The 23,323-nt window shown below is 40.7% G+C and carries 15 protein-coding genes and 1 CRISPR repeat array (1 of these 16 only partly in view); of the genes, 10 read left to right on the forward strand and 5 right to left on the reverse strand.

Going from position 1 to position 23,323, the window contains the following annotated elements; all coding sequences use genetic code 11:
• Nucleotides 1–64: 64 nt before the first annotated feature.
• From MUCPA_RS32260 to MUCPA_RS32275, 4 genes are all read right to left on the reverse strand, one after another.
• Nucleotides 65–3,301: an amidohydrolase family protein gene (locus MUCPA_RS32260; protein ID WP_008512407.1), complete on the reverse strand. Its 3,237-nt coding sequence runs from the start codon at nt 3,299–3,301 to the stop codon at nt 65–67.
• A gap of 273 nt (nt 3,302–3,574) precedes the next feature.
• Nucleotides 3,575–4,357 (reverse strand): S1/P1 nuclease, encoded by a 783-nt coding sequence (locus MUCPA_RS32265; RefSeq protein WP_008512409.1) that lies wholly within the window; start codon nt 4,355–4,357, stop codon nt 3,575–3,577.
• 15 nt (nt 4,358–4,372) lie between these two features.
• Nucleotides 4,373–4,804, reverse strand: a complete 432-nt coding sequence (locus MUCPA_RS32270; protein ID WP_008512412.1) for a DUF6526 family protein — start codon at nt 4,802–4,804, stop codon at nt 4,373–4,375.
• Nucleotides 4,805–4,906: 102 nt separating this feature from the next.
• A complete protein-coding gene (locus MUCPA_RS32275; protein ID WP_008512414.1) occupies nt 4,907–5,170 on the reverse strand; it encodes a hypothetical protein in 264 nt (87 codons plus the stop codon).
• Between the two features lie 154 nt (nt 5,171–5,324).
• Here MUCPA_RS32275 and MUCPA_RS32280 point away from each other — a divergent pair, with 154 nt between their 5' ends.
• Entirely contained in the window at nt 5,325–5,600 is a 276-nt protein-coding gene (locus MUCPA_RS32280; protein WP_008512416.1) for a hypothetical protein, read from the forward strand.
• A 70-nt stretch (nt 5,601–5,670) separates the two neighbouring features.
• Nucleotides 5,671–7,563, forward strand: a complete 1,893-nt coding sequence (locus tag MUCPA_RS32285) for a RecQ family ATP-dependent DNA helicase (RefSeq protein ID WP_008512418.1) — start codon at nt 5,671–5,673, stop codon at nt 7,561–7,563.
• A 365-nt stretch (nt 7,564–7,928) separates the two neighbouring features.
• Here MUCPA_RS32285 and MUCPA_RS32290 read toward each other — a convergent pair whose 3' ends face one another.
• Complete coding sequence (locus MUCPA_RS32290) at nt 7,929–9,053, reverse strand: CofH family radical SAM protein (RefSeq protein ID WP_008512420.1); 1,125 nt, start codon at nt 9,051–9,053, stop codon at nt 7,929–7,931.
• A 195-nt stretch (nt 9,054–9,248) separates the two neighbouring features.
• Between MUCPA_RS32290 and cas6 the strand changes: the two genes are divergently transcribed.
• From cas6 to cas2, 8 genes are all read left to right on the forward strand, one after another.
• Nucleotides 9,249–10,031: a CRISPR-associated endoribonuclease Cas6 gene (cas6, locus tag MUCPA_RS32295; RefSeq protein WP_008512428.1), complete on the forward strand. Its 783-nt coding sequence runs from the start codon at nt 9,249–9,251 to the stop codon at nt 10,029–10,031.
• A 325-nt stretch (nt 10,032–10,356) separates the two neighbouring features.
• Complete coding sequence (locus tag MUCPA_RS32300) at nt 10,357–12,219, forward strand: hypothetical protein (RefSeq protein WP_008512430.1); 1,863 nt, start codon at nt 10,357–10,359, stop codon at nt 12,217–12,219.
• Between the two features lie 20 nt (nt 12,220–12,239).
• Entirely contained in the window at nt 12,240–13,172 is a 933-nt protein-coding gene (locus tag MUCPA_RS32305; protein WP_008512432.1) for a type I CRISPR-associated protein Cas7, read from the forward strand.
• Nucleotides 13,173–13,178: 6 nt separating this feature from the next.
• Nucleotides 13,179–13,952: a CRISPR-associated protein Cas5 gene (cas5, locus tag MUCPA_RS32310; protein WP_008512433.1), complete on the forward strand. Its 774-nt coding sequence runs from the start codon at nt 13,179–13,181 to the stop codon at nt 13,950–13,952.
• Entirely contained in the window at nt 13,927–16,683 is a 2,757-nt protein-coding gene (gene cas3, locus MUCPA_RS32315) for a CRISPR-associated helicase Cas3' (RefSeq protein ID WP_008512434.1), read from the forward strand. The genes cas5 and cas3 overlap by 26 nt, the downstream gene beginning before the upstream one ends.
• Before the next feature lie 6 nt (nt 16,684–16,689).
• The gene (cas4, locus tag MUCPA_RS32320) at nt 16,690–17,202 is read left to right on the forward strand and encodes a CRISPR-associated protein Cas4 (RefSeq protein ID WP_008512435.1); all 513 of its coding nucleotides are present in this window, start codon (nt 16,690–16,692) and stop codon (nt 17,200–17,202) included.
• 12 nt (nt 17,203–17,214) lie between these two features.
• Nucleotides 17,215–18,219, forward strand: coding sequence for a type I-B CRISPR-associated endonuclease Cas1b (gene cas1b / locus MUCPA_RS32325; RefSeq protein ID WP_008512436.1), 1,005 nt, complete (start codon nt 17,215–17,217; stop codon nt 18,217–18,219).
• A gap of 24 nt (nt 18,220–18,243) precedes the next feature.
• Complete coding sequence (gene cas2, locus MUCPA_RS32330; protein WP_008512437.1) at nt 18,244–18,507, forward strand: CRISPR-associated endonuclease Cas2; 264 nt, start codon at nt 18,244–18,246, stop codon at nt 18,505–18,507.
• A 207-nt stretch (nt 18,508–18,714) separates the two neighbouring features.
• Nucleotides 18,715–23,323: direct repeats of the CRISPR family, unit length 30 nt; unit sequence CCTTTAATCGTACCATGTTGGAATTGAAAT (it continues 11,286 nt past the right edge of the window).

Genomic DNA, 23,323 nt, shown 5'->3' on the forward strand with positions numbered 1-23,323 from the left:
GTTAACTACAGTAGCCTGACAAAATCCACTTTTTTTTATGATACTACATCTATTCAGAATGAGGTTAATCCCCATCCTGAACTGTGTATGTATAAGTTTCCGTATTACCTACAGGCAGATTAGCCATTTCGCCGCGGTTTAACTGCCACCAGAAACGCAGGTGTGGTTTTGGATGATTGCCTATCTCGTTCATCGAGTCCGAATCGTATAACCGTCCGTTAACCATCACGTATTTTAATTTTTCGCTGTTGCGGATATCGTCTAAAGGGTTTTCATTCATTACAATCAGGTCAGCCAGTTTGCCAACCTCCAATGATCCTATTTCTTTATCCATCCCTAAATAACCTGCCCCGTTAATAGTAGCGCAACGGATAGCCTGCATTGGCGACATGCCTCCCTGTGCGAGCATCCACAGTTCCCAGTGTGCACCTAAGCCTTGTATTTGCCCGTGCGCTCCTAAGTTTACCTTAGTACCGCCATCGGCTATTTGTTTTACGGCTTTTGATACCTCGATATGGCCATACTCTCCATACTCTGATGTAGTGCGGCGGCGTGACCGGGCATCTATAATTGCCCTTGGGGTAAAATTTAACAGGTGCTCGTTTTTCCATACTTCAGTACGGTCATACCAATAATTTTCGCCAAACTGCGTACCGTAGCTCACAATCAGGGTAGGGGTATAACCGCTTTTGCTGCCGTTCCATAAGGCCTTAACATCTTTATAAATAGGTACAACCGGAATATTGTGCTCAATGCCTGTGTGCCCGTCGAGTATCATGTTCATGTTGGTAAAATAGGTAGAGCCACCTTCGGGCACCACTTCCATCTGCAACTCGCGTGCGGCGGCAATAATTTGCTGGCGCTGCTCGCGGCGTGGCTGGTTGTAACTTTTTACCGAGAAAGCGCCTACAGCCTTCAGGCGGCGCAGATTTGAGCGCGCATCGTCTAAGCTGTTAATCACCGCCTTAAAATCTCCGTCGGCACCATACAGTATCGTGCCGGTTGAATAAACTCTTGGGCCAACCATAGCGCCTGATTTTAGCATTTCCGATTGGCTGAAAACCATTTCGGTATTGCTGGAAGGATCGTGCGAAGTGGTTACTCCGAAGGACAGATTAGCGTAATAGTTCCAGTCTTGCTGAGGCGAAATACCATCAGGGCTGGCATGCAGGTGTGCGTGTACATCCACAATACCAGGCATCATAGTTTTACCGGCAATGTCGTAAACCATGGCATCTGCTGGGATGGCGATGTCGGCATTTTTGCCTAAAGCGGTTATCTTGTTCTGGTCGATGATGATCGTTCCGTTCTCAATAACTTCCTCGCCCTTCATGGTAATGATCCGGGCATTTTTAAAAGCTATTTTTCCTGTAGGGGCGTCAGTTTTAAGCCTGAGGCCGATATCTGTCCCTAAAGTATCTGTAGCAGGTGTTTTGTCAGATCCGCCATCAGCATAAGGAGAAGCCGCTTTGATATCGCGCGCAAAATAACGTGGGCCAAGCGTCCACATGATATGCTGGCTGTCTTTTGACCAATGCAGGTAAGTTCCGGCGTCCCGGGTTAACCTATTTAAAGGTATGGCTTTGTTACCGGCCGACAGATCCTGTGCGCCGCCGGTGGTAATCATCGGTGTGATGTAACAATTGAACAGCTCGGTAAAAGCCATCCATTTACCATCAGGACTGGGCGCAAACTGAGTGGCGTAGGTTGATGTGTAAAGGGTTTTTTGATTAGCCCCACTTACGTCCATTACTTTAAAAGCTTTTTTGTCACCTTCGCTGCTCTGATAGTATATTTTAGAATCATCTGCCGAGAATTGCGGGTGAATACCATTGTTAATTACTAATTGGGGTTTCCCACCGGTAACCGGTATGATGTAAATGCCGGGAGCATTGCCAAAAAAGTAACCCAATACTTCGTTGCCTTCGCCTTTGCGGTAAATGATTTTATCGCCGCGGTTAGCGTATTTTGGTGAGTAATAATAACCCCTGTCGGTAGTTAACCGCATAATCAGGTGTGTGGTCAGGTCAATCGTATTAATGGAGCCTTTCATTTCATCGGCCCAGCTCACATAAACCAATGATTTGCCATCTGGGCTAAACTCAGGCTCATACTCCAGGTCCGTTCCGGTTGTGATGCGCTGCGGCACGCCGTTAGGCAATGCTTTGGTATAGATATACCCGGCGGCATTAAACGCTACCATTTTACCGTCGGGTGATGTAGTGAGCTGCCTGATCATCTTAACGGTAAACTCATCCTGGAAAACCTTTTGAGGGAAATGCAGCGCATCGCTTATGGTTTGGGTAGATGTTACATCAAATGGGATATTTGCCACATTGAGGCTGGCTACATCCAGGTTCCAGATTTTGCCTTTGGCGTAAAATATGATGTTCTTACTATCCGGTGTCCATGCGAAATTTGGATATACGCCAAATATGGCCCAGGTTTCCTGCTGATCATGCGATAGGTTATCGTAAACTGGCCACTCTTCCTGTGTTTCCAGATTTTTGATATATAACACCGATTTTAGCCTGTCGCGCTTTACAAAGGCCATCAGTTTATTGTCCGGCGATAGTTGAGGGCGGCACGCGCCACCTGCACCGCCGGCTACGGTTTCTATTTCCCCAGTTTCGCGGTTCAGGCGTTTAATAGCATAGATGCCCGCGTTAGGATCTTTGTTATACTGAAAGCTTGGGCCAGGAGTAATATCTTCGCTCCAGTAAATATATTTGCCATCCGGCGATGCAACGGGTTCACCGGCATCCTGCTGATCGTTTTTGCGTTTGGTGAGTTGGATACCGTCTCCACCATTTTTATAATAGAGCCACATTTCGCCCGCACCTAAAGATCGGCTACCCGTAAAGTGTTTGCGCGCTACCAGGTATTGTCCATCTGGCGTCCAGCTGGCATTATTCAGCAGCCTGAAATTCTCTTTAGTAACCGGGCGTTTGTTGCCTCCGTCGGCATTCATCAACCAGATGTTATCGCCGCCATCGTGGTCGCTGGTATACGAGATCGATTTACCGTCAGGGCTAAACCTCGGCTGCACATCCCAGGCTTTGCCGCCGGCCAGCAAAGTGGCTTTGCCACCTGTAATGGGCATGGCATAAATATCGCCTAACAAATCAAAAACAATGGTTCTGCCATCCGGGCTCACATCCAGATCCATCCAGGTGCCTTCGTCGGTAGTAAAAGTTATTTTTTTTGATAATCCCGGAGGAGCCTCAACGTTCCATTTGGTTTGGGCATTGATAGCGCCGGTAAACAGCAAGAGTAAAGTGGCGGTATACAGTATTTTCATAAGGGCAGCAATTGAGGCGCTAAATTAGCAATTTGCCCCGGAGCTTAAAGCGGTGCTTGTTGATTGGGTGTAATAATATAATATGCAAATGAGTGAATGTGCGGATGTGTAAATGACTGATTAGTGAATGGGCAAATAAACAGTGCGTTATTTGATGCTGCATATAATTGCCCATTGCCCTAATACTTCATAAAAAAACACATCATATTATAACATTTGCCGACAATTATATAACCCACATTAATTTCGCAAGTAACCCTGATTCCCTTGCTTCTACTTTTCAAATATCGCGTTCAAAACCCCAGCCAGCCTGATGCCGCCTTTTTCAATGCGTTTTTGCAGTGTGGGCAAATGTTCCTGGTAGTAATCTTCGGTGAAGTTCGGGTCGGCGGCGGCTTCCTGGTATAGGATGTTGCTGATCTGGTACGATTCCCATAGCCAGATCAACAAGTCGTCGCTTTGCCATTTTTTTATTTCTACTGGGGTAGCATCATCAAATTTGGCCGCCATTTGCTGATAGTTTAAATTCAGATGATCAATCAGGCCGCTATCCCACAAACTGTGCAGATCGGTTGGAAACCCGTTAAATTTGACTTGGATATTGTTGCCGCCCCGGTCTTCCTCACGGCTCACGTGCATGGGCTGGTGCAGGTCGCCAATAAAATGAACGATATATTTTAAGGCGGCCACTTTGGTAGCCTTAGAGGTGGCAGGGCTTTTTAAATCGTATTCGCAGCGTATCACCATTTTGTAAACGTTAGCTTCGGGCATAGTTTTTACGGCTTTAGCAAACTCATCAAAGCTGTAGCCTGCGGGCAGGTCAATGTAATGCCAAACCCAGGTAGTCTTGAAATCGGGGTCCGAGCGTACTTCGTCTGCCCAGGTACTAATGTCTGGTAATGTTTCTTTCCCCAATAAATTTCTAACAGCCAGTTGCGCTTTCGGGCTCAGGTGGTTGGCGGCAATTTTTGCCACAGCCCTATGGCCGGTTTCGCCCCAGGATATTAACGTTAGCGAGCAAATCGCCGTGCAAATTACAGCAAGATATTTCCTCATGGATGCGGTTTAATTTTAAGCCCGGTGATGATCTGCCTTCCAGTTTTGTATAGCCTTTTTGATCTCTGCCGACGATAGATTTTCTTTGACAGCCCTTGCTGTTAATTCCAATAACTCGTCGTCGGGCGCAAATCGTAACGCTACAATTTGCGACATGGTTAAAAGGCTGTCGAACGCTTTACCGCTTAAAATCAAATAGCGAAGTCCTTCTTCGGCCCGTATAGCCCTGTCTTGTGCTTTAATTGCAAATTGGCGCATAAACCAAAAAGTAAATACGCCGCAGATAAATAACACGCATATCAGTACAGAAACGCCCATTAAACTATCATTAATGTGCCAATGTAAATTAAGTAAGGATACAATTAAGCCCACTGTTAGTAATAAACTGAGCACAAAGTGATAGCCTGTTACGTACCGGGCATGGTTGTTATAATTCTGAGGTTTCATGATATTTAAAATATCGGGCCAAGATACAATTTAAGCCTGATAGCAAATGTTTAACTTTTGCCGAACAGAGAATGAAATAACGGGTCAGGGTAACATTAAGTGTTAATGTTTTTCAACCGAATCGGTTTTGGCTTTTCTTCGCTGGTAATACCATACGGCAATGCCGATAGCTACAATGGGTGCCACATTTTTCTGCATGTCGATATGCGTGTAGATGTTATGCACATTGAAGTGGTAACCCATAAAATAGTGTTTGATTGGAATATAGGTACCAATCAGGTTAACAATTAATGCCACCACCAAAATGTTAAGGGCAAGGTGAACAGCCAGATAAAAGGTATTGATATAAGGGTTGGGCCTGCTCATGTTTTACAAATGATAAACTAAGTTAATATTTATTTGATAAACAAGCAAATAAAATACATTTAACTATTAACGCTTTCAAAAGGATTTGAGGTTTTTTTATTTTCCGTTAAAAAAATGTATTATTTTAGCATACTCAATTTACATAGTACCAATTATGTTATCAGAAGAAACTACAATAGGCATTTATCCCGACGGCGAGTTAAATAATATTTTGATTGTTCCTGATGGGCAGGAGTATCATCTGTTTTTAGCCGGAACGCATAGCAATTATACCATGGGCAACCAAGCCTCAAACCTGGGTAGTATTTTCGTTATCAATGATATTTGGAGTTACGAGGGGGATAAGTTGTCGTATCAGTCGCAAACCGAGATTGCCAATTATATCTTATCTTATCCCGGGCCATCGTTTGATCCGTCAGCATCAGTTTAAGTTGGCACACCCAATTTTCTTGTTCGCAGGCATTTTTCTTATATTCGGTTTTTTGCGGATAATTTAATTGATGACGATACAAGAAATTCTTCAGCATTACTGGAAACACGATAAGTTTAGGCCCCTACAGGAAGAAATCATCCAATCTGTTTTACTCGGCCGCGATACGCTGGCCTTATTGCCCACCGGCGGGGGGAAATCTGTATGCTTCCAGGTGCCCGCCCTGGCCAAGGACGGCATTTGCCTGGTGATATCGCCGCTGATCGCCCTGATGAAAGATCAGGTGGAAAACCTGGTTGCCAAAGGTATCGAGGCCGTTTCAATCGTATCCGGAATGAGTAAAAGGGAAGTTGATATTGCGCTGGATAACTGTATCTATGGCAACGTTAAGTTTTTGTACCTCTCGCCCGAGCGTTTGTTATCAGAGCTGGTGCAGGAGCGGGTAAGTTACATGAAGGTAAACCTGATCGCAGTTGATGAGGCCCATTGCATCTCGCAGTGGGGGTACGATTTCAGGCCGCCATACCTGCACATAGCCGATCTCCGTCAAATTCATCCCCATGTGCCTGTACTGGCGCTTACCGCTACCGCCACCGCCGACGTGCGCGAGGATATTCAGGATAAGTTATTGTTTAAGCAGCGCAACGTATTTACCAAAAGCTTTGAACGCAAAAATATAAGTTATGTAGTACAGCACCAGGAAAACAAAATGCAGCGGATGCTGGATGTGGTAAGGGGGGTAAAGGGAAGCGGCATTGTATACGTCAGGAGCCGGAAGGAAACTTTTGACATAGCCCAGGTACTTAACCAAAACGGGTATAGTGCCGATTACTACCATGCCGGGCTCGAAGCCGAGCAGCGCTCCAAAAAACAGGAGAACTGGAAAGCCAACCAAACGCGTATAATGGTGGCAACCAACGCTTTTGGGATGGGTATTGATAAGCCCGATGTGAGGTTTGTAATCCATAAGGATTTACCCGAAAGTTTGGAAGCCTATTATCAGGAGGCGGGGCGCGCCGGGCGAGATGAGCAAAAAGCTTATGCCGTTCTGCTTTATAACCAGGCAGACAGGTTTAAGCTGGAGCGAAAGTTTGAGCTGAATTTCCCTACCGTAGATGAAATCAAGAAGGTTTATCACAACTTAGGCAGTTATTACCAATTGGCTTATGGTGCAGGGGCGGGTGTTAGCTTTGATTTAGACTTGGGTAGCTTTTGCGCCAAATACCAGTTGGATGCCATCAAAACCTTGAATAGCCTCAAGTTTTTGGAGCGGAACGATTATGTATCGTTTACCGAAAGTGTTTTTTTACCGTCGCGGTTTAGGTTTTTGGTGATGAACGAAGAGTTGTATCATTTCCAGATTCAGAATATGGGCTGGGATCCCTTTATTAAAACGCTGTTGCGGTCATACGGCGGTTCGTTTGAAAATTACGTCAGCATTCGTGAGTTTGACTTAGCCACACGGATGAACACCAGCGTGCAGCAGGTAATTGAGGGTTTAAACCAGCTGCAGCAAATGGGCTTGTTAAATTACCTGCCACAAACAGATAAACCCCAGGTAACCTTTTTAAATGCGCGGCTGGATATCAAGGAAGTTACTATCGATAAGCGCTATATTGAGCAGCGTAAACAGATATTTAAGCAGAAAATGGATGCTGTATTCCATTATGCCGAGGCCCGGTTTTGCCGCAGTTGTATGCTGCTTTCGTATTTTGACGAACCTGATGCCCGCAAGTGCGGAGTTTGCGATATCTGCCTTGAAGAAAAAAGAAAGGAAGGTGAACATGATTTATCCGACCGGATTACCGACGAAATAGTACGCTGGTTAAGTGTTGAACCGCTTCCGCTTGATGGCCTGGTGACTACCCTGGCCAGCGGGACAGAAAAAGAAAGGATAGAGGTGATTCGCCTTTTGCTTGATGCCGGGAAAATTAAAACGGATGGTGAGCGGCTGTATCTGTAATTGATAAGCCCTATCGTATCTGGTATTTAATTCGGCATTGGTTGTATTGAAAGCCGGGAAGTTGAATTGTTATCCAATTGCGCCCCATGGGGAATATCTACCACGGTCTACAGTATTTATTTCTACGTAAAGGTTAAAAGGAGTTAACTTATAGTCAAATCCTTCATTTTTAAGGGCATAAATAAATTGGCATACCCTTTGAATAACTATTCATGTCCTTATCAATAAGGACTGTTTTTCATAGGTAGATGTAAAAGGGCCAGAGCTGCGAGAGTGTATGGCCCTTTTTTTATGTAGTGTAGTTTGATTGCAAATAATAGATTATATAAAACAATAAAGGCCCGTATTACCGGGCCTTTATTGTTTTAATAATTAATCACCTGTTCCTCAATCTCTACAGGTATCTGCCTCCACTCGTATTTTTGGTTGCGCATTTGCGGCTCAAATCCCGCTTCGCGGATAGAATCCTGAATGCCTTTTGCGGTAAAGCGATGGGGCGCACCTGCTGCCGATACTACATTCTCCTCAATCATGATCGATCCAAAATCGTTAGCTCCGGCATGCAGACAAATTTGGGCCACCTGTTTGCCTACCGTTAACCACGATGCCTGTATGTTTTTGATGTTGGGTAGCATAATGCGGCTTAACGCTATCATGCGGATGTATTCGTCGCCGGATACATTATTGGTAATGCCGCGCACCTTTTTTAATAAGGTTCCATCATCCTGAAAAGGCCATGGTATAAAGGCAACAAAGCCATAAGCGCCTTCAGGTTTTTCGGCCTGCACTTCCCTTATCCAAACTAAATGCTCAAAACGTTCCTCTAAAGTTTCTACATGGCCAAACATCATGGTGGCTGATGATGGCAAATTTAACTGGTGCGCCGCGCGCATTACATCCAGCCACTCTTTACCACCGCATTTGCCTTTAGATATCAGCCTGCGCACACGGTCGTTCAATATTTCGGCACCAGCGCCAGGTAATGAGTCGAGGCCCGATTCTTTCATCGCTTTAAGCACATCGTAGTGGCTCATGCCTTCCAATTTAGCTACGTGCGCAATTTCAGGTGGGCCCAATGAGTGCAGCTTCAAAGCGGGATATAATTCTTTGAGCTGGCTAAACAGATCGGTATAAAATTTCAATCCCAGATCGGGATGGTGGCCGCCCTGCAATAAAAGCTGATCTCCGCCATAGCGGAAAGTTTCCTCGATCTTTATTTTATAAGTTTCAATATCGGTGATGTAGCTATCTTCGTGCCCCGGCCTGCGGAAAAAGTTGCAGAACTTGCAGTTAGCTATACAAACGTTGGTAGTGTTAACATTACGGTCAATTTGCCAGGTAACTTTGCCATGTGGCACCTGAATTTTACGCAACTCGTTAGCCACATACATTAACTCGGCCGTAGCAGCGTGTTGGTACAAAAACAAACCTTCCTCTTTGGTTAAAAACTCAAACTGCAATGCGCGTTGTAACAGATCGGCTGTATTCATGATGTACAAAGATACGGATGAAGAAGCTAAGTTTATAAGTTGAAAGTCAAAAGTTGCTGTTTGGTGGGAGGGGGGGGATTAAATTGTGTTGATCCAATCATTCAATTACAGATGAAATTAAAAAATAATAACAATTATAGAATATTATAATTGTTTTAGATAAAAATAAATACATTTAAAAAATAGAATAAACCTGTGCGATTTAAATTAACATTGTTGCCTACGGGCAGTAAAACGACCGTTCCATTCAATTATCAGTATGCCCTTGCGGCGGTAATTTTTAAAAAGGTTGCCGCTGCCGACGAGCAATACGCCAACTTTTTACATCAGCAAGGTTATGCCCTGAACAATTACTCCAAACATTTTAAGTTTTTTACCTTCTCTAACCTGGAAGGTAGGTTTACGCCACAGCAAAATGCCCTGTTGCTGCAAGGTAATCAAACCGGGTTTGTGCTTTGCTGCCACATGCCCGAATTTGCTGCGCATTTAATAACCGGTGTTTTTACCGATCAGTTGATATCAATAGGCGGGAGCGGGGCCGTGGGCCGGTTTAGGGTTGAGCAAATTGTATCGCTCCCGGCTGCCTTTAAGGATGATGACGAAATACACACGATGCAGTTTAAACCGCTTTCGCCCTTGGTTGTAGGCCGGACCAACGCTAAAGGCAATGATGATTATTTATCGCCAGAAGATGAGGATTTTATACCCCTGCTACATATTAACCTGGCCGATAAGCTTGCCGTTGCTTATAATGATAGTTATAGCGGGCGAATTGGTATCAAGGTAAAGCATGAACCCGGAAAGCTAAAATCTCGCCTGGTGACGATTAAGGAAGGGACAGCGGCCGAAACTAAGGTACGTGGCTTTTTCGGGTTTGCCCTGGAGATGACTGCGCCTGGCAGGGTGATCAATTTTGTGTTGGACGTGGGGCTGGGCGGGATGAATAGTATGGGGTTTGGTTGTGTGGAGGTGAAATAATAGCCCGCAAGGAGCGCTTGCGGGCTGGATTTTCTAAGTAATCGAAATTAATTTATATCCATGTATTTCAATTCCATTATAGTGCGATGATGAACTATAAATTAATTAACCCAAAGGTAATAAAAAGAAGAGATATTGTGTTTGATTGATTTTTTTAACTTATATTCATGTTGATTAAAAACTGTACATTTGTTTTTATGATAGTAAAGCAAATGGAATTGAACAGGCCAATATATAAGAAATGTAGCAGTTGTGGAATTAAAGAGAATGACATTTATGGACATTGCGGTGTTTGCAACGGTTGTAGAATATTTGAAAATGAATTATGATAAAAGAGATTGCAGATTTTGTAAATTATATTGACCCGGAGTTTAAAGCACTAAGCGTAAAGCCCCGTGACGGCCTGCATATTTTATTAACTATCAAAAATGTGGGTCAGGAACTGTTTATTGACCAATCATCGTTAACAGGATGGGTGTCAACTAAAAATAAGGAGCAGACGACCAGTGATTTGACCTTGCTTAAAAAAATGGCATCCTTATCACAATTGGCTTGGTGTGTAAATACCAACAAATGTTTTGATTTGCCTGTAAAGGCCATTCATTCGTGCTCGCCGTATTGCCTCGCGCTTAAACGTGAGAATTTGGAGAATGGCGAAAAATACCAAAGCAATCTGGCGGGGAAAAAATCGCAGGTTTACGATCGGATTAATGCCTACTTTTCTAAGGCGGAAGACCTACTGGAAAGCGAAATTGAAAAACAACGGGTTGAAATATTTAAGCAGGCCTTAAACAATCAAGCAAGCCTGCATACCTGGCTCGACCAAATTCCGGCTTATGCGGAATTAAAGGACGCTGAATACGTGATTTTTTATTTAGATGAGCCGATTGAAAACTATCAGAGAACCAATGCTGTATACCTGGCCGACAAACTGTTTAATACCAATAATTTTAATGAAACTATTGAAGAAACCGTTTTTGGTACCAGTGATTTCTTCAATGGTTATCCCACTAAAAAGCCCTTCCTAACTCACCAAACCGCATCTTTTGATATTGCCAGCCGTATTTCATCGTTGGAAGCTAAAGCGTTATACGATTTTCAAAATATGATTGGTATTATGCCTAAGCCATTGCCTCTGTTTATTTATAAAGATGAATTAAAAAGAGAAGCCATTGCACTTTTTAAAAAAGGAGCTGAAACCGGCGAAAAGCTCAGTTATAAAGATATTATGGAAGCCCTATATCAAAAACATCATCATGATTTAGGTAACTATTACCTGCTTTATTACCAGTTTGGCGAGATAAAGGATTTTGATTTTGTAAGCAAGTTTGAATATGAGTTGAAAGACGAAAATGGCAGGCCTTGGGAAATTAAAGATTGGTTCAATATTAAGTATACCGCAAAAGTTACCGATGTATTTACATTTCAGTATGTGGTTTTAGTAACCATTTTCAACAATGCTTTAATTACTAAAACCAAGACGGGTGATTTTCAACATAAATACTTTGATGATATTGATGCTAAGTATTGCAAAACAGATAACACCTACCTAATGGTGATGAGCTACAGGAAAGCTTTTTATGATTTTGTATTTAAATCGCAACGAAAGGCTGTAACCCAGCAGATCTTCAATGCCATTATGGAAACCGGTATTTTAGATGATATAAGGCTTGATGAGTATAAAAACAACTCACATTCCCAACATTTTAACATAAAGCAGAAGTTAAACATCTGGTTTAGTTTATCCGAAAAATTCAATCAATCAAATAAATCTCAAATAACAATGGCAAGTCAATTACAAAACCATAGGGCTTTTATACAAAAATTAGCCAAAGGAGAAGAATCTATTCAGTCTGATGATCAGTATGCTTTTGCTATAGGACAGGTAGTATATTACCTGCTTTCAAAGAGCAAAACTGCAGATAGAAGTTACAAACGACTGGAACCATTTCTGCAACAAGTTCATGCTAAAGAGTTAAACAAAGCTATCGCGCGCTTATTCGATACTCACAAGCACGAAAATTTTTCCAGCAATTTTAGACGGCCTTTTGCCGAAGTAATGGATTATGAAACAAAAGCAAATCTTCGCGATTTAATGCCTACCATGCTCGCCGGAATTTTTTCGGTTAATGAGTTGTTTAGCAATTTAGATGAGGCCGATATGGTAGAATTAGAAGAAACAGAATAATCAACTTAAATAACTTATATATGAGTAATTCATTTACAAACCGGGTTTTTGGCTGTGTAATTATCAAAGCCATTAACGCCAATTACAACGCCGATTTTACACATCAACCCCGCACACTATCCGACGGGACAGTTTACGCTACCGATAAGGCGTTAAAATACACTGTGCGTAATTACCTCAACAAAAATTTTGGAAACGAAAAGGTGTTTTATTTTAAAAGCGTTAATGATGATATGCAGCCGCGCGATTTAAAGCAAAATTATGTGAATCACTTTGGCGAATTTCCTAAAGTGGATAAAAAAGAAGCTGTTAAAGCCAGAAAAATTGTATTGGAAAACCTATTGAAATGTATTGATGTGCGCTTGTTTGGCGGTACTTTTGCCGAAGAGGGGGCCAATTTATCATTACACGGAACAGTGCAATTTACGCATGGCTTAAACCGCTTTGTTGAAGGCATAATTTATTCGGAACAAATATCTTCTCCATTTAGAAATTCCAATGATAAAAGCACCGATTCTATGCAAACTACATTGGGCACGCAGTTTAAATTAAAGGAGGGCCATTATGTACATCATCTTTCTGTTAATCCCCGCAATTTGGAAGAGATGAATAAAGTGGTTAACAGCGACGGCGTTACAAAAAGCGACATTGCAATATTAAAAGAAGCCTTAAGAAACGGTGCCACTTTTTATGATTCCTCCTCCAAAGCGGGTGTTGAGAATGAATTATTACTTTGGGTACAATTAAAAGAGAGCTCGAAGTTGGTTCTGCCATCCTTTGTTGAATTAATATCTGTAAATGAGAATAAAGAGATTGATTTAGGCAAAATATCCTCCTTGCTTTCGGCAGAACACATAAAAAAGGAAATTGATACGGTGGAACTTTATTATAACCAAACCATAACTCAAGTGATTAATGAGCCCGAAAATGCCCAACTGTTTGACTTATGCTAACCTATCATGTCGCAAAAATTAATCTCTATCGATTTAAAGGCAAACTTCGCGTTTTTTAAAAAGCCCGATTATAATGATGGCCTGCTGTTATCCTATAATATGCTGCATAAGCCTGCATTATTAGGGGTGCTGGGTGCCATAATTGGTTTGCAGGGCTATCAAAAAAAAGGTGAGCTACCTGCATATTATACCAGGCTTAAAAGTTTATTGATCAATATTGAACCAATAGGCAGCGAAAAGGGCAATTTTCAAAAAGTATCCGTCAAGTATACCAACACTGTAGGGTATGCTAACCAGGACGGGACGCTCTTGATAGAAGAAACCATGTTGCTGAAGCCCTGCTATCGTTGTTATTTGTTGCTGGATGAGGAACAGCCTGAACATTTTAAATTGTACGAATATTTAAAAGAAGGCAAAGCCGAATTTATCCCGTATCTGGGTAAAAATGAATACCAGGCCTGGTGGCTTGACGAATTTACCGGCGAAAATTCATTCCGGGAATATCCGGTTGAGGAAGTTAATCCAACTGAGAATTTTAAACTTAAAGGGATGTTTACCGGTGAAAAAATTACGCCTGTTCTTGAAAATAGCCTTGATGAGTTGGAGTACATTACACCTTATTTTTACTTTGAGCGCCTCCCGGTTGATTTTATTGAAAAGCCATTTATACAATACAACCTGGGCGATTTTAAGCATACCAATGCTCAACTTAGTTCCACTTATACCATTGGCGGGAGACTATTTAAAATAAAGCATGATCACTATATCCAACTCTATTGAAACATTTGCCGGATTGAAGAAGGCTTATTACAAGGCCGACGGGATAAAAAATGCGGCGATTTATTGGGCTCATACGCATTCAGAAAAAAAACCGGAGCCGTTTAATGATCATAATGAATTAGTGCTTCATTATTTCACTCAACTGGCACAGGATCATCATCTGGAACAAGTGATTGACAAGTTAATTTTTGACAGTTTACCTGCTGGCGCCACAAACCCTGAACTGGGCACATTTATAAAATTACTTTTTTTTAATGTGCCCGTTTATCATGACTATGGAAAGGTTAATGAAAATTTTCAGCTTGAACGGATGCGGAATAAAAATCCGTTGTTTAAGAAAAAACCGAATTTAATCGACTCCCAGCATTCTATTTTAAGCGCGTACATCTATATTGTACATCACCTAAAATTGGCCAGTAGCCTGATGCTGAATGGTGATGAAAAGATGTTTGTATATGGCCTCATTTTTGGGTTTAGTTATCCGATTATAAAACATCACGCATCACGATTGAGTGATGTTAAGCCTGATGTTGACTTTAAAGAGGAGTTGCAAATTCACCTGAAATTTTATCTTGAATTATTTGACTTTGAAGATTGTGGGGAGTTTTATAAACATCCTGCTTTCCGAAATACAGAAGGAAAAAGTCAGAAAGATCGTTGTTTTGATGGCTTATTCGATTTACCCGATAGAAAAGGATTTCCGTTGTTTGCTTTGTTAAAACTTAATTTCTCATTGCTTACCGCTGCGGATTACCTGGCTACCCATGAGTATATGAGTGATTCGAAAACGATAGATTTCGGCGTTTTTTGTAACAGATCAAGGATAAACGAAATTGTTTCTTCTCTGCGAAGTTACAAGCATAACCGGAATACTTTCGATACAGAAAAAGCATATCATTTTAAAGAAGCCGACCTACAAGATTGCTCCAACGAAAATCTTAACCTGCTCAGGCAGGAAATGGCCGTTGAGTTAATCCATACCATCCGTAAAAATTCGGACAAGCGGTTGTTTTATATCGAAGCTCCCACCGGTGGCGGAAAAACCAATCTTTCTATGATTGCCGTTACCGAATTACTGGAGGCCAATCCTGAGATTAATAAAGTTTTTTATGTTTTTCCGTTCACTACGCTTATTACGCAAACTTACCAGGTATTAAAAGAAACATTAGGTTTAACAACAAATGAGTTAACCGAGCTACATTCAAAGGCCAACCCTAAAAGTAAGGAAGAAAAGAGCGACGGCGAATTTGGCGATGAAAAAAAGGATTATATCGACCGGCTATTTGCCTTATTCCCTGTTACCGTATTATCGCACGTTAAGTTTTTCGACATCTTAAAATCCAACAATAAAGAGGTTAATTATTTGCTGCATCGAATGGCCAATTCGGTAGTCATCATCGATGAGCTACAATCATACAGCCCGGATATCTGGGATAAAATGCTTTTTTTTATTAGCCAGTATGCTCAATATTTTAACGTCCGTTTTGTTTTAATGTCGGCTACTTTACCCAAAATAGGCGATTTGCAATTAATAACGGAGAAAAACGAATTTGTAAGTTTATTACCTAATGCAATCAAGTATATTCGAAATCCTAATTTCAGCAAGCGGGTTAACTTCCGGTTTGATTTGTTTGAAGGCGAGATTGAGCTTGATACACTTGCAGATGCTGTGATAACAAAATCGGAAGCATATGCCGCATCTAATTTACGGCATAAAAGCGTGCATACCATTGTTGAGTTTATATTCAAAAAAACGGCTACAGAGTTTCATCAGTTAATTTCGGAACAGTCGAATCCCTATGTTCAAATTTTAGTTTTGTCGGGCACTATTTTAGAATCGCGCCGAAAAGAAGTTATTAATTTCTTGAAAAATCCTGCTAACAGGAATAAAAATATTTTACTTATAACAACCCAGGTAGTAGAAGCAGGAGTTGATATAGATATGGATCTGGGATTTAAAAATATCTCTTTGATCGATTCTGACGAACAATTGGCCGGCAGGGTAAACCGTAACGGGAACAAACTGAATTGTGAGGTTTATTTATTTAAGGTGAACGAAGCAAAACTGTTGTATGGTAAAGACAAGCGATACCAGGTTACCCGTGAAAAGATAGACCTTGCATTGTATGAACGGATACTTAAAGAAAAAGACTTCAGGTTTTTATATAACGAGGTTTTTGCCCAAATAAACCAGGATAACGCTTTAAATTACGCCGATAATTTTTCTGGTTTTAGCGATTATGTAGACAAACTAAATTATGAAAAGGTAAACCGTGAGTTCAAAATTATTGACCAGAACAATGTATCCGTATTTATACCGCTTGCTTTACCACTTACTATTGCGGCTGCCGGAGAGGGACGTTTGGAACGCATTTTTGAAGCTGCCGATCTGGACTTTTTAGAACGTTTCGGAGGGTATAATCATGGAGACGAGGAAGTTGACGGTCAACGGGTTTGGGAGGTTTACAAACTGCTGATTAATAATAAGCCCCAAGGATTTGATTTAAAAGCCCAGATTGATTTTAAAAGCTTACAACGTATTTTGTCGAAGTTTACTTTCTCTTTAATACAAGCTTCAAAAGATGTAACGAATATTAAAGATGGTTTTGGGCGAGAGGAGTACGGCTATGTTTATTTTTCGCATTGTGATGAGCATAGGAGCGAAGGCAGGCTGTATGATTATCATACAGGCCTAAACAGTAAGGCATTTAACGACTCTTATTTTATTTAGCCCAAAATGCATATCACAGCCACCTACATCAACCTATACCATGTATGCCACCGCGAACTTTGGCTCCATGCCAACGGCATCCGCATGGAGCATACCAGCGAAACGGTAGCCGAAGGCAAACTCATAGGCGAAACTACATATACTAATCGGGCCGAAAAATATACCGAAATTGAGGTTGACGGCATCAAAATAGATTTTTATGATGCCCGCAACAAAATAGTACACGAAGTTAAAAAGAGCGATAAGGTTGAAAATGCCCACATTGCCCAGGTGAAGTATTATATTTATAAATTGCAGAAGCAGGGCATTGAAGGCGTTACAGGTATTATTGAATACCCCAAACTGCGGCAGCGCGAAACGGTGAACCTTGAACCTGCCGATTATGCCGCCATAGCAGGCTGGGAGCAAAGCATCAAACAGATTATTACCGGCGAGCAATGCCCGCCTTTATTACGCAAGCCTATTTGCAAGCAATGCAGCTATTTCGATTTTTGCTACATACAGGAAGATAATGAATAAGCGATCATCACCATGAAGAAAACCTATTACCTGTTTAATGCCGGCCGGATGAGCCGGAAAGATAATACCCTTAAATTTGTACCCGTTGATGAGGACGGGAACGATGGTACGCCAAAATACATTCCGGTAGAGGGCGTTTCTGATCTGTTTTGTTTCGGCAGCCTGGATGCCAACAGCGCCCTCTATAATTTTTTAGGCAAGGCGGGTATAGGTGTTCATTTTTTTGATTACTACGAAAATTATACGGGGAGCTTTTGCCCTAAAGAATACTTGCTGGCCGGCAAAATGCAGATCTCGCAAACCCGGCACTACATCGATAATAAAAAAAGGATGATCATTGCCCACAAGTTTATCAGCGGGGCAGCCTTTAATATGGTAAAAACGCTTAGGTACTACCTTAACCGCGAAAAGGATGTAAGTCTGCAAGTTGAATGTATTGAGGCCCTGGCATTACAGATAGAAAGCGCTACCGCTGTTGACGAACTGATGGGCATCGAGGGTAATATCCGCCAGTACTACTACCAGGCCTTTGATACCATCATCAATAATTTTACCATGGAGGGGCGCAGCAAGCAACCGCCCGCAAACGAGCTGAACGCGATGATATCGTTCGGTAACATGATGTGCTATTCGCTTTGCCTTAACCAGCTTTATCATACCCAGCTTAACCCCACCATCAGTTTTTTGCACGAACCTGGTTTCCGCAGGTTTTCGCTCGCGCTTGATCTGGCCGAAATATTTAAGCCCATCCTGGTCGACCGTACCATCTTCAGGCTGCTGAATAAAAAGGAGATCGGTAAAAACGACTTCGACCTGAAGATGAACGGCTGTATGCTGAAAGAATCGGGCAAGAAAATTTACGTTCGTGCCTGGGAAGAACGTATTGGCGAAACATTTAAGCACCCCGTACTTAACCGTAATGTGAGCTATAAGCATCTGGTTAAACTGGAATGCTATAAACTAAGCAAACACCTGCTCGGCCTCGACGAATACAAGCCCTATAAGGCAAGGTGGTAACATGAGGCAATTAATGATAAAACTATGTATGTAATATTGGTTTACGATATTGGCGAAAAGCGCGTTGGTAAAATGCTGAAACTATGCAGGCAATACCTAAACTGGATCCAGAATTCGGTATTTGAGGGCGAAATAACACCGGTGAAGCTGAAAGAACTGTTAGCTAAATCGAAACTGATTATTGAGCCTGAGACCGACAGCATTATTATTTTTAAAAGCAGGGAACAGAAATGGCTTGATAAACAGGTGATAGGAGCGGAGCGCAACACGCTTGATACGATACTATAAGTTGTCGGTGAGATGACGAAGATGGTTCTTTGACGTATTGAAAACTTATTTTTAGCAGTAAAAGCAGCCCAGAGCCCTATTAAAAGCGGTTGTCGGTACCCCGGTAAAAACCGGTTATTGCACAGCGACTAATTTTTTATCAAATATCCGTGTGTTAAACGCAGTTTAAGCCTATATTTGAGCATGTTTTTAGCCGTTTTTTAACGGCCTTTAATCGTACCATGTTGGAATTGAAATATCAGCACACCCCATAGGCCAAATGTTATAACCCGCCTTTAATCGTACCATGTTGGAATTGAAATATCGCGAGGTTAAATGACTTCTTTAGCGTTGTGGGCCTTTAATCGTACCATGTTGGAATTGAAATAATTGCCTTTTGCTATTTACCTTAACGGCTATTCCCTTTAATCGTACCATGTTGGAATTGAAATTGATGCTGGAGTTATCATCTACCCACGGGTTGCCTACCTTTAATCGTACCATGTTGGAATTGAAATATGAACTTGCCAAAGTATTCCCCGTAGCATCCTCCCTTTAATCGTACCATGTTGGAATTGAAATTTAACAGCCTAAATAGATCGTGGCCTTTCTCTTGCTCCTTTAATCGTACCATGTTGGAATTGAAATTTAGTTTACCAGTTCCATTACAGGCTTATGCAGCTCCCTTTAATCGTACCATGTTGGAATTGAAATTTATATGTCCAGTTTCTTCATGCTCGCATTTAAACCCTTTAATCGTACCATGTTGGAATTGAAATATTAACTTCGGCTTGCTGTATTCCTGGGCTACCGACCTTTAATCGTACCATGTTGGAATTGAAATTCTTTATACCAATCAGAAGAGGTATTTATAACTGACCTTTAATCGTACCATGTTGGAATTGAAATAATGTCATGTTTTTTTCTATTTCAGGGAACACTTCCTTTAATCGTACCATGTTGGAATTGAAATTACTGAAGTTAAGTCGGTACACATGCTGCAAAATCTCCTTTAATCGTACCATGTTGGAATTGAAATATCCGAACACCTGAAAATGGCAGTGTTTGATCAGAGCCTTTAATCGTACCATGTTGGAATTGAAATTTGGCCAATATGCGCGGCAATTCCCGCTTAACTTGCCTTTAATCGTACCATGTTGGAATTGAAATTCGGTAAAACCATGAATGTCGCTGGCCTCTTTTGGCCTTTAATCGTACCATGTTGGAATTGAAATTACTTACAGCACTTAATAAGGCAGAATTGGCATTGCCTTTAATCGTACCATGTTGGAATTGAAATTTAATTGAGTTATATACATTAACTGGATTTAAGGCCTTTAATCGTACCATGTTGGAATTGAAATAATGTCATGTTTTTTTCTATTTCAGGGAACACTTCCTTTAATCGTACCATGTTGGAATTGAAATCAGTTACTGTGGGGGACGTTCCCGCCCCGGTTCCGGCCTTTAATCGTACCATGTTGGAATTGAAATGCCGCCGATCAACAGGGCCTGATCAATGGATCAAAACCCTTTAATCGTACCATGTTGGAATTGAAATAAAAGAACAAATAAAGAAAGCCACCCCGGTTATGACCTTTAATCGTACCATGTTGGAATTGAAATAATATAGTGATTAAGCAGATAAGGCATGAAGGAATACCTTTAATCGTACCATGTTGGAATTGAAATATCCCTGTGTTGCGAGATACGTGTCTAAGGCAGATTCCTTTAATCGTACCATGTTGGAATTGAAATATTGGCAATGGCTCGCTACCATCACCCACATGAAACCTTTAATCGTACCATGTTGGAATTGAAATTTGTGCACACCCGATGACTTTAGCAATTCGGCCCTTCCTTTAATCGTACCATGTTGGAATTGAAATAATGTATCCTTACTGATATTATATCCTTCATTAACCTTTAATCGTACCATGTTGGAATTGAAATAAATATACTTCGTAGCGATAATCTTTTCCGAAGTTTCCTTTAATCGTACCATGTTGGAATTGAAATCTTTCAAAATCAGAATTATCCGAAGGTTTAACACCCTTTAATCGTACCATGTTGGAATTGAAATTCGCTTAATTTAAAGCACGAGCAGGAGAATTATTCCCTTTAATCGTACCATGTTGGAATTGAAATCTATGAATCGTAAACCAGTAATTAAAAAGTCGTGGGCCTTTAATCGTACCATGTTGGAATTGAAATATATTTTTGTATTGAAACAAATGATTTGGTTTCGGCCTTTAATCGTACCATGTTGGAATTGAAATTTATTAATAATCTACTTTTTTAATTCAAATAGCTTATACCTTTAATCGTACCATGTTGGAATTGAAATCAGCCCCATATCTTCAAATGACTGGAATTGATCAGCCTTTAATCGTACCATGTTGGAATTGAAATATGATGCCGAAAAAGGATTAGTCGATAATGCTCAAACCTTTAATCGTACCATGTTGGAATTGAAATTTCCATGACATGCTAATGTGTTCGCAGGCGTTGCAAAACCTTTAATCGTACCATGTTGGAATTGAAATAAAAGGTTCAATTCCTGGCAGCGATACATTCACCGCCTTTAATCGTACCATGTTGGAATTGAAATCGCACTTGAATCTATTGAATTTACCAAAAAAGAATACCTTTAATCGTACCATGTTGGAATTGAAATAAAATAAAAACCGATGTTGATTTTTTTTGCAACTCCTTTAATCGTACCATGTTGGAATTGAAATACAGTAATAGGGAGATTATTAGCCAGCATTGGCAATTCCTTTAATCGTACCATGTTGGAATTGAAATGGAATCGGCATAAACTGCACTGTTTTGGTTCCGGCCTTTAATCGTACCATGTTGGAATTGAAATTTAGACATATATCGTAGATATTCTGATTGTGAAGCGCCTTTAATCGTACCATGTTGGAATTGAAATCATACTATGTTATCCATTATCCGAATGAAAATGTGCCTTTAATCGTACCATGTTGGAATTGAAATTTTGGTCAAGGTTAGCGGCCGTTTCCAATGTTGCAATCCTTTAATCGTACCATGTTGGAATTGAAATTAAGTCAAATTAGTAAGCGAACCCGAAGCCAGGCACACCTTTAATCGTACCATGTTGGAATTGAAATATAATTATTCTGCCTACAATAAAAACGCCCATTACCTTTAATCGTACCATGTTGGAATTGAAATAATATTGCCCACAATCAAACACAATATTAAACACCCTTTAATCGTACCATGTTGGAATTGAAATCCCTGTGTGGCCCCATTCAGTTAATTTACGCGATATCCTTTAATCGTACCATGTTGGAATTGAAATTTTATTTAAAGGCAAAAACAATTCATGGTCATGAGCCTTTAATCGTACCATGTTGGAATTGAAATTTACCGGCTACCAACTAAACGTTTTCCCAAATGGACCTTTAATCGTACCATGTTGGAATTGAAATTAGATATGGGAGATAACATCAAAGGTGAAGGGCACGCCTTTAATCGTACCATGTTGGAATTGAAATTTAATTACCGATTTAACCCTAATGTTTTCCATTTCACCTTTAATCGTACCATGTTGGAATTGAAATTCGATCTGTTTGAACCCATTATATGAAGCATATTCCTTTAATCGTACCATGTTGGAATTGAAATTTATTTGATTTCACCCACGCATTGCCGGACACCCACCCTTTAATCGTACCATGTTGGAATTGAAATACTTACAAAATATGTACTTAAACACTTATTAGAAACCTTTAATCGTACCATGTTGGAATTGAAATAGGTACTTCGGCTACATTACGCCCGGCACTACAAACCGCCTTTAATCGTACCATGTTGGAATTGAAATATTTCATTGCATCCAATAACATCAAATCCGGCCAACTTCCTTTAATCGTACCATGTTGGAATTGAAATTTAAGCCCTATTTCTTATGTAATAAAAAAAGCCACCCCTTTAATCGTACCATGTTGGAATTGAAATATAGATTCAAGTGCGTGATCAACGCTGCCAACTCTGCCTTTAATCGTACCATGTTGGAATTGAAATAATATACATAATAAATAATTATCTTAGATGCGTTACCTTTAATCGTACCATGTTGGAATTGAAATTTGACTTTACATTCAAGTCTTTTTTAACGATCAGGCCTTTAATCGTACCATGTTGGAATTGAAATACTTTTAGATTGACGCATGTTGAAAGTGTTTCAACCTTTAATCGTACCATGTTGGAATTGAAATAAAAATGATAATTCTTTTTCTTTAGCTAAGTGCGCTACCTTTAATCGTACCATGTTGGAATTGAAATACCAAATTAAAAAAGAACACGTTGATTATGACCTGCCTTTAATCGTACCATGTTGGAATTGAAATTAGAGCAGGAGTTAATAAACCTGCCTGAAAAAAGACCTTTAATCGTACCATGTTGGAATTGAAATCGATGCTAAAAGAAGTGGTACAGCAGCATCAAGGCCTTTAATCGTACCATGTTGGAATTGAAATTTTCGATTTGCTTTTTACTGCCAAAAGCGCAAGCCCCTTTAATCGTACCATGTTGGAATTGAAATTCGCTTATTGGTAGCCTAAAACGTACCGTGCAATCCTTTAATCGTACCATGTTGGAATTGAAATATATAAACAACTGCCTTTCTCTCATGGCAATAATGGCCTTTAATCGTACCATGTTGGAATTGAAATATTAATTTGTCTTGTTCTGCAATAATCTTCTCCAACCTTTAATCGTACCATGTTGGAATTGAAATAGCAAATAGAATCCGGGAATTATTATTGTGAAGCTCCTTTAATCGTACCATGTTGGAATTGAAATA

Source organism: Mucilaginibacter paludis DSM 18603 (assembly GCF_000166195.2).
Taxonomy (GTDB): domain Bacteria; phylum Bacteroidota; class Bacteroidia; order Sphingobacteriales; family Sphingobacteriaceae; genus Mucilaginibacter; species Mucilaginibacter paludis.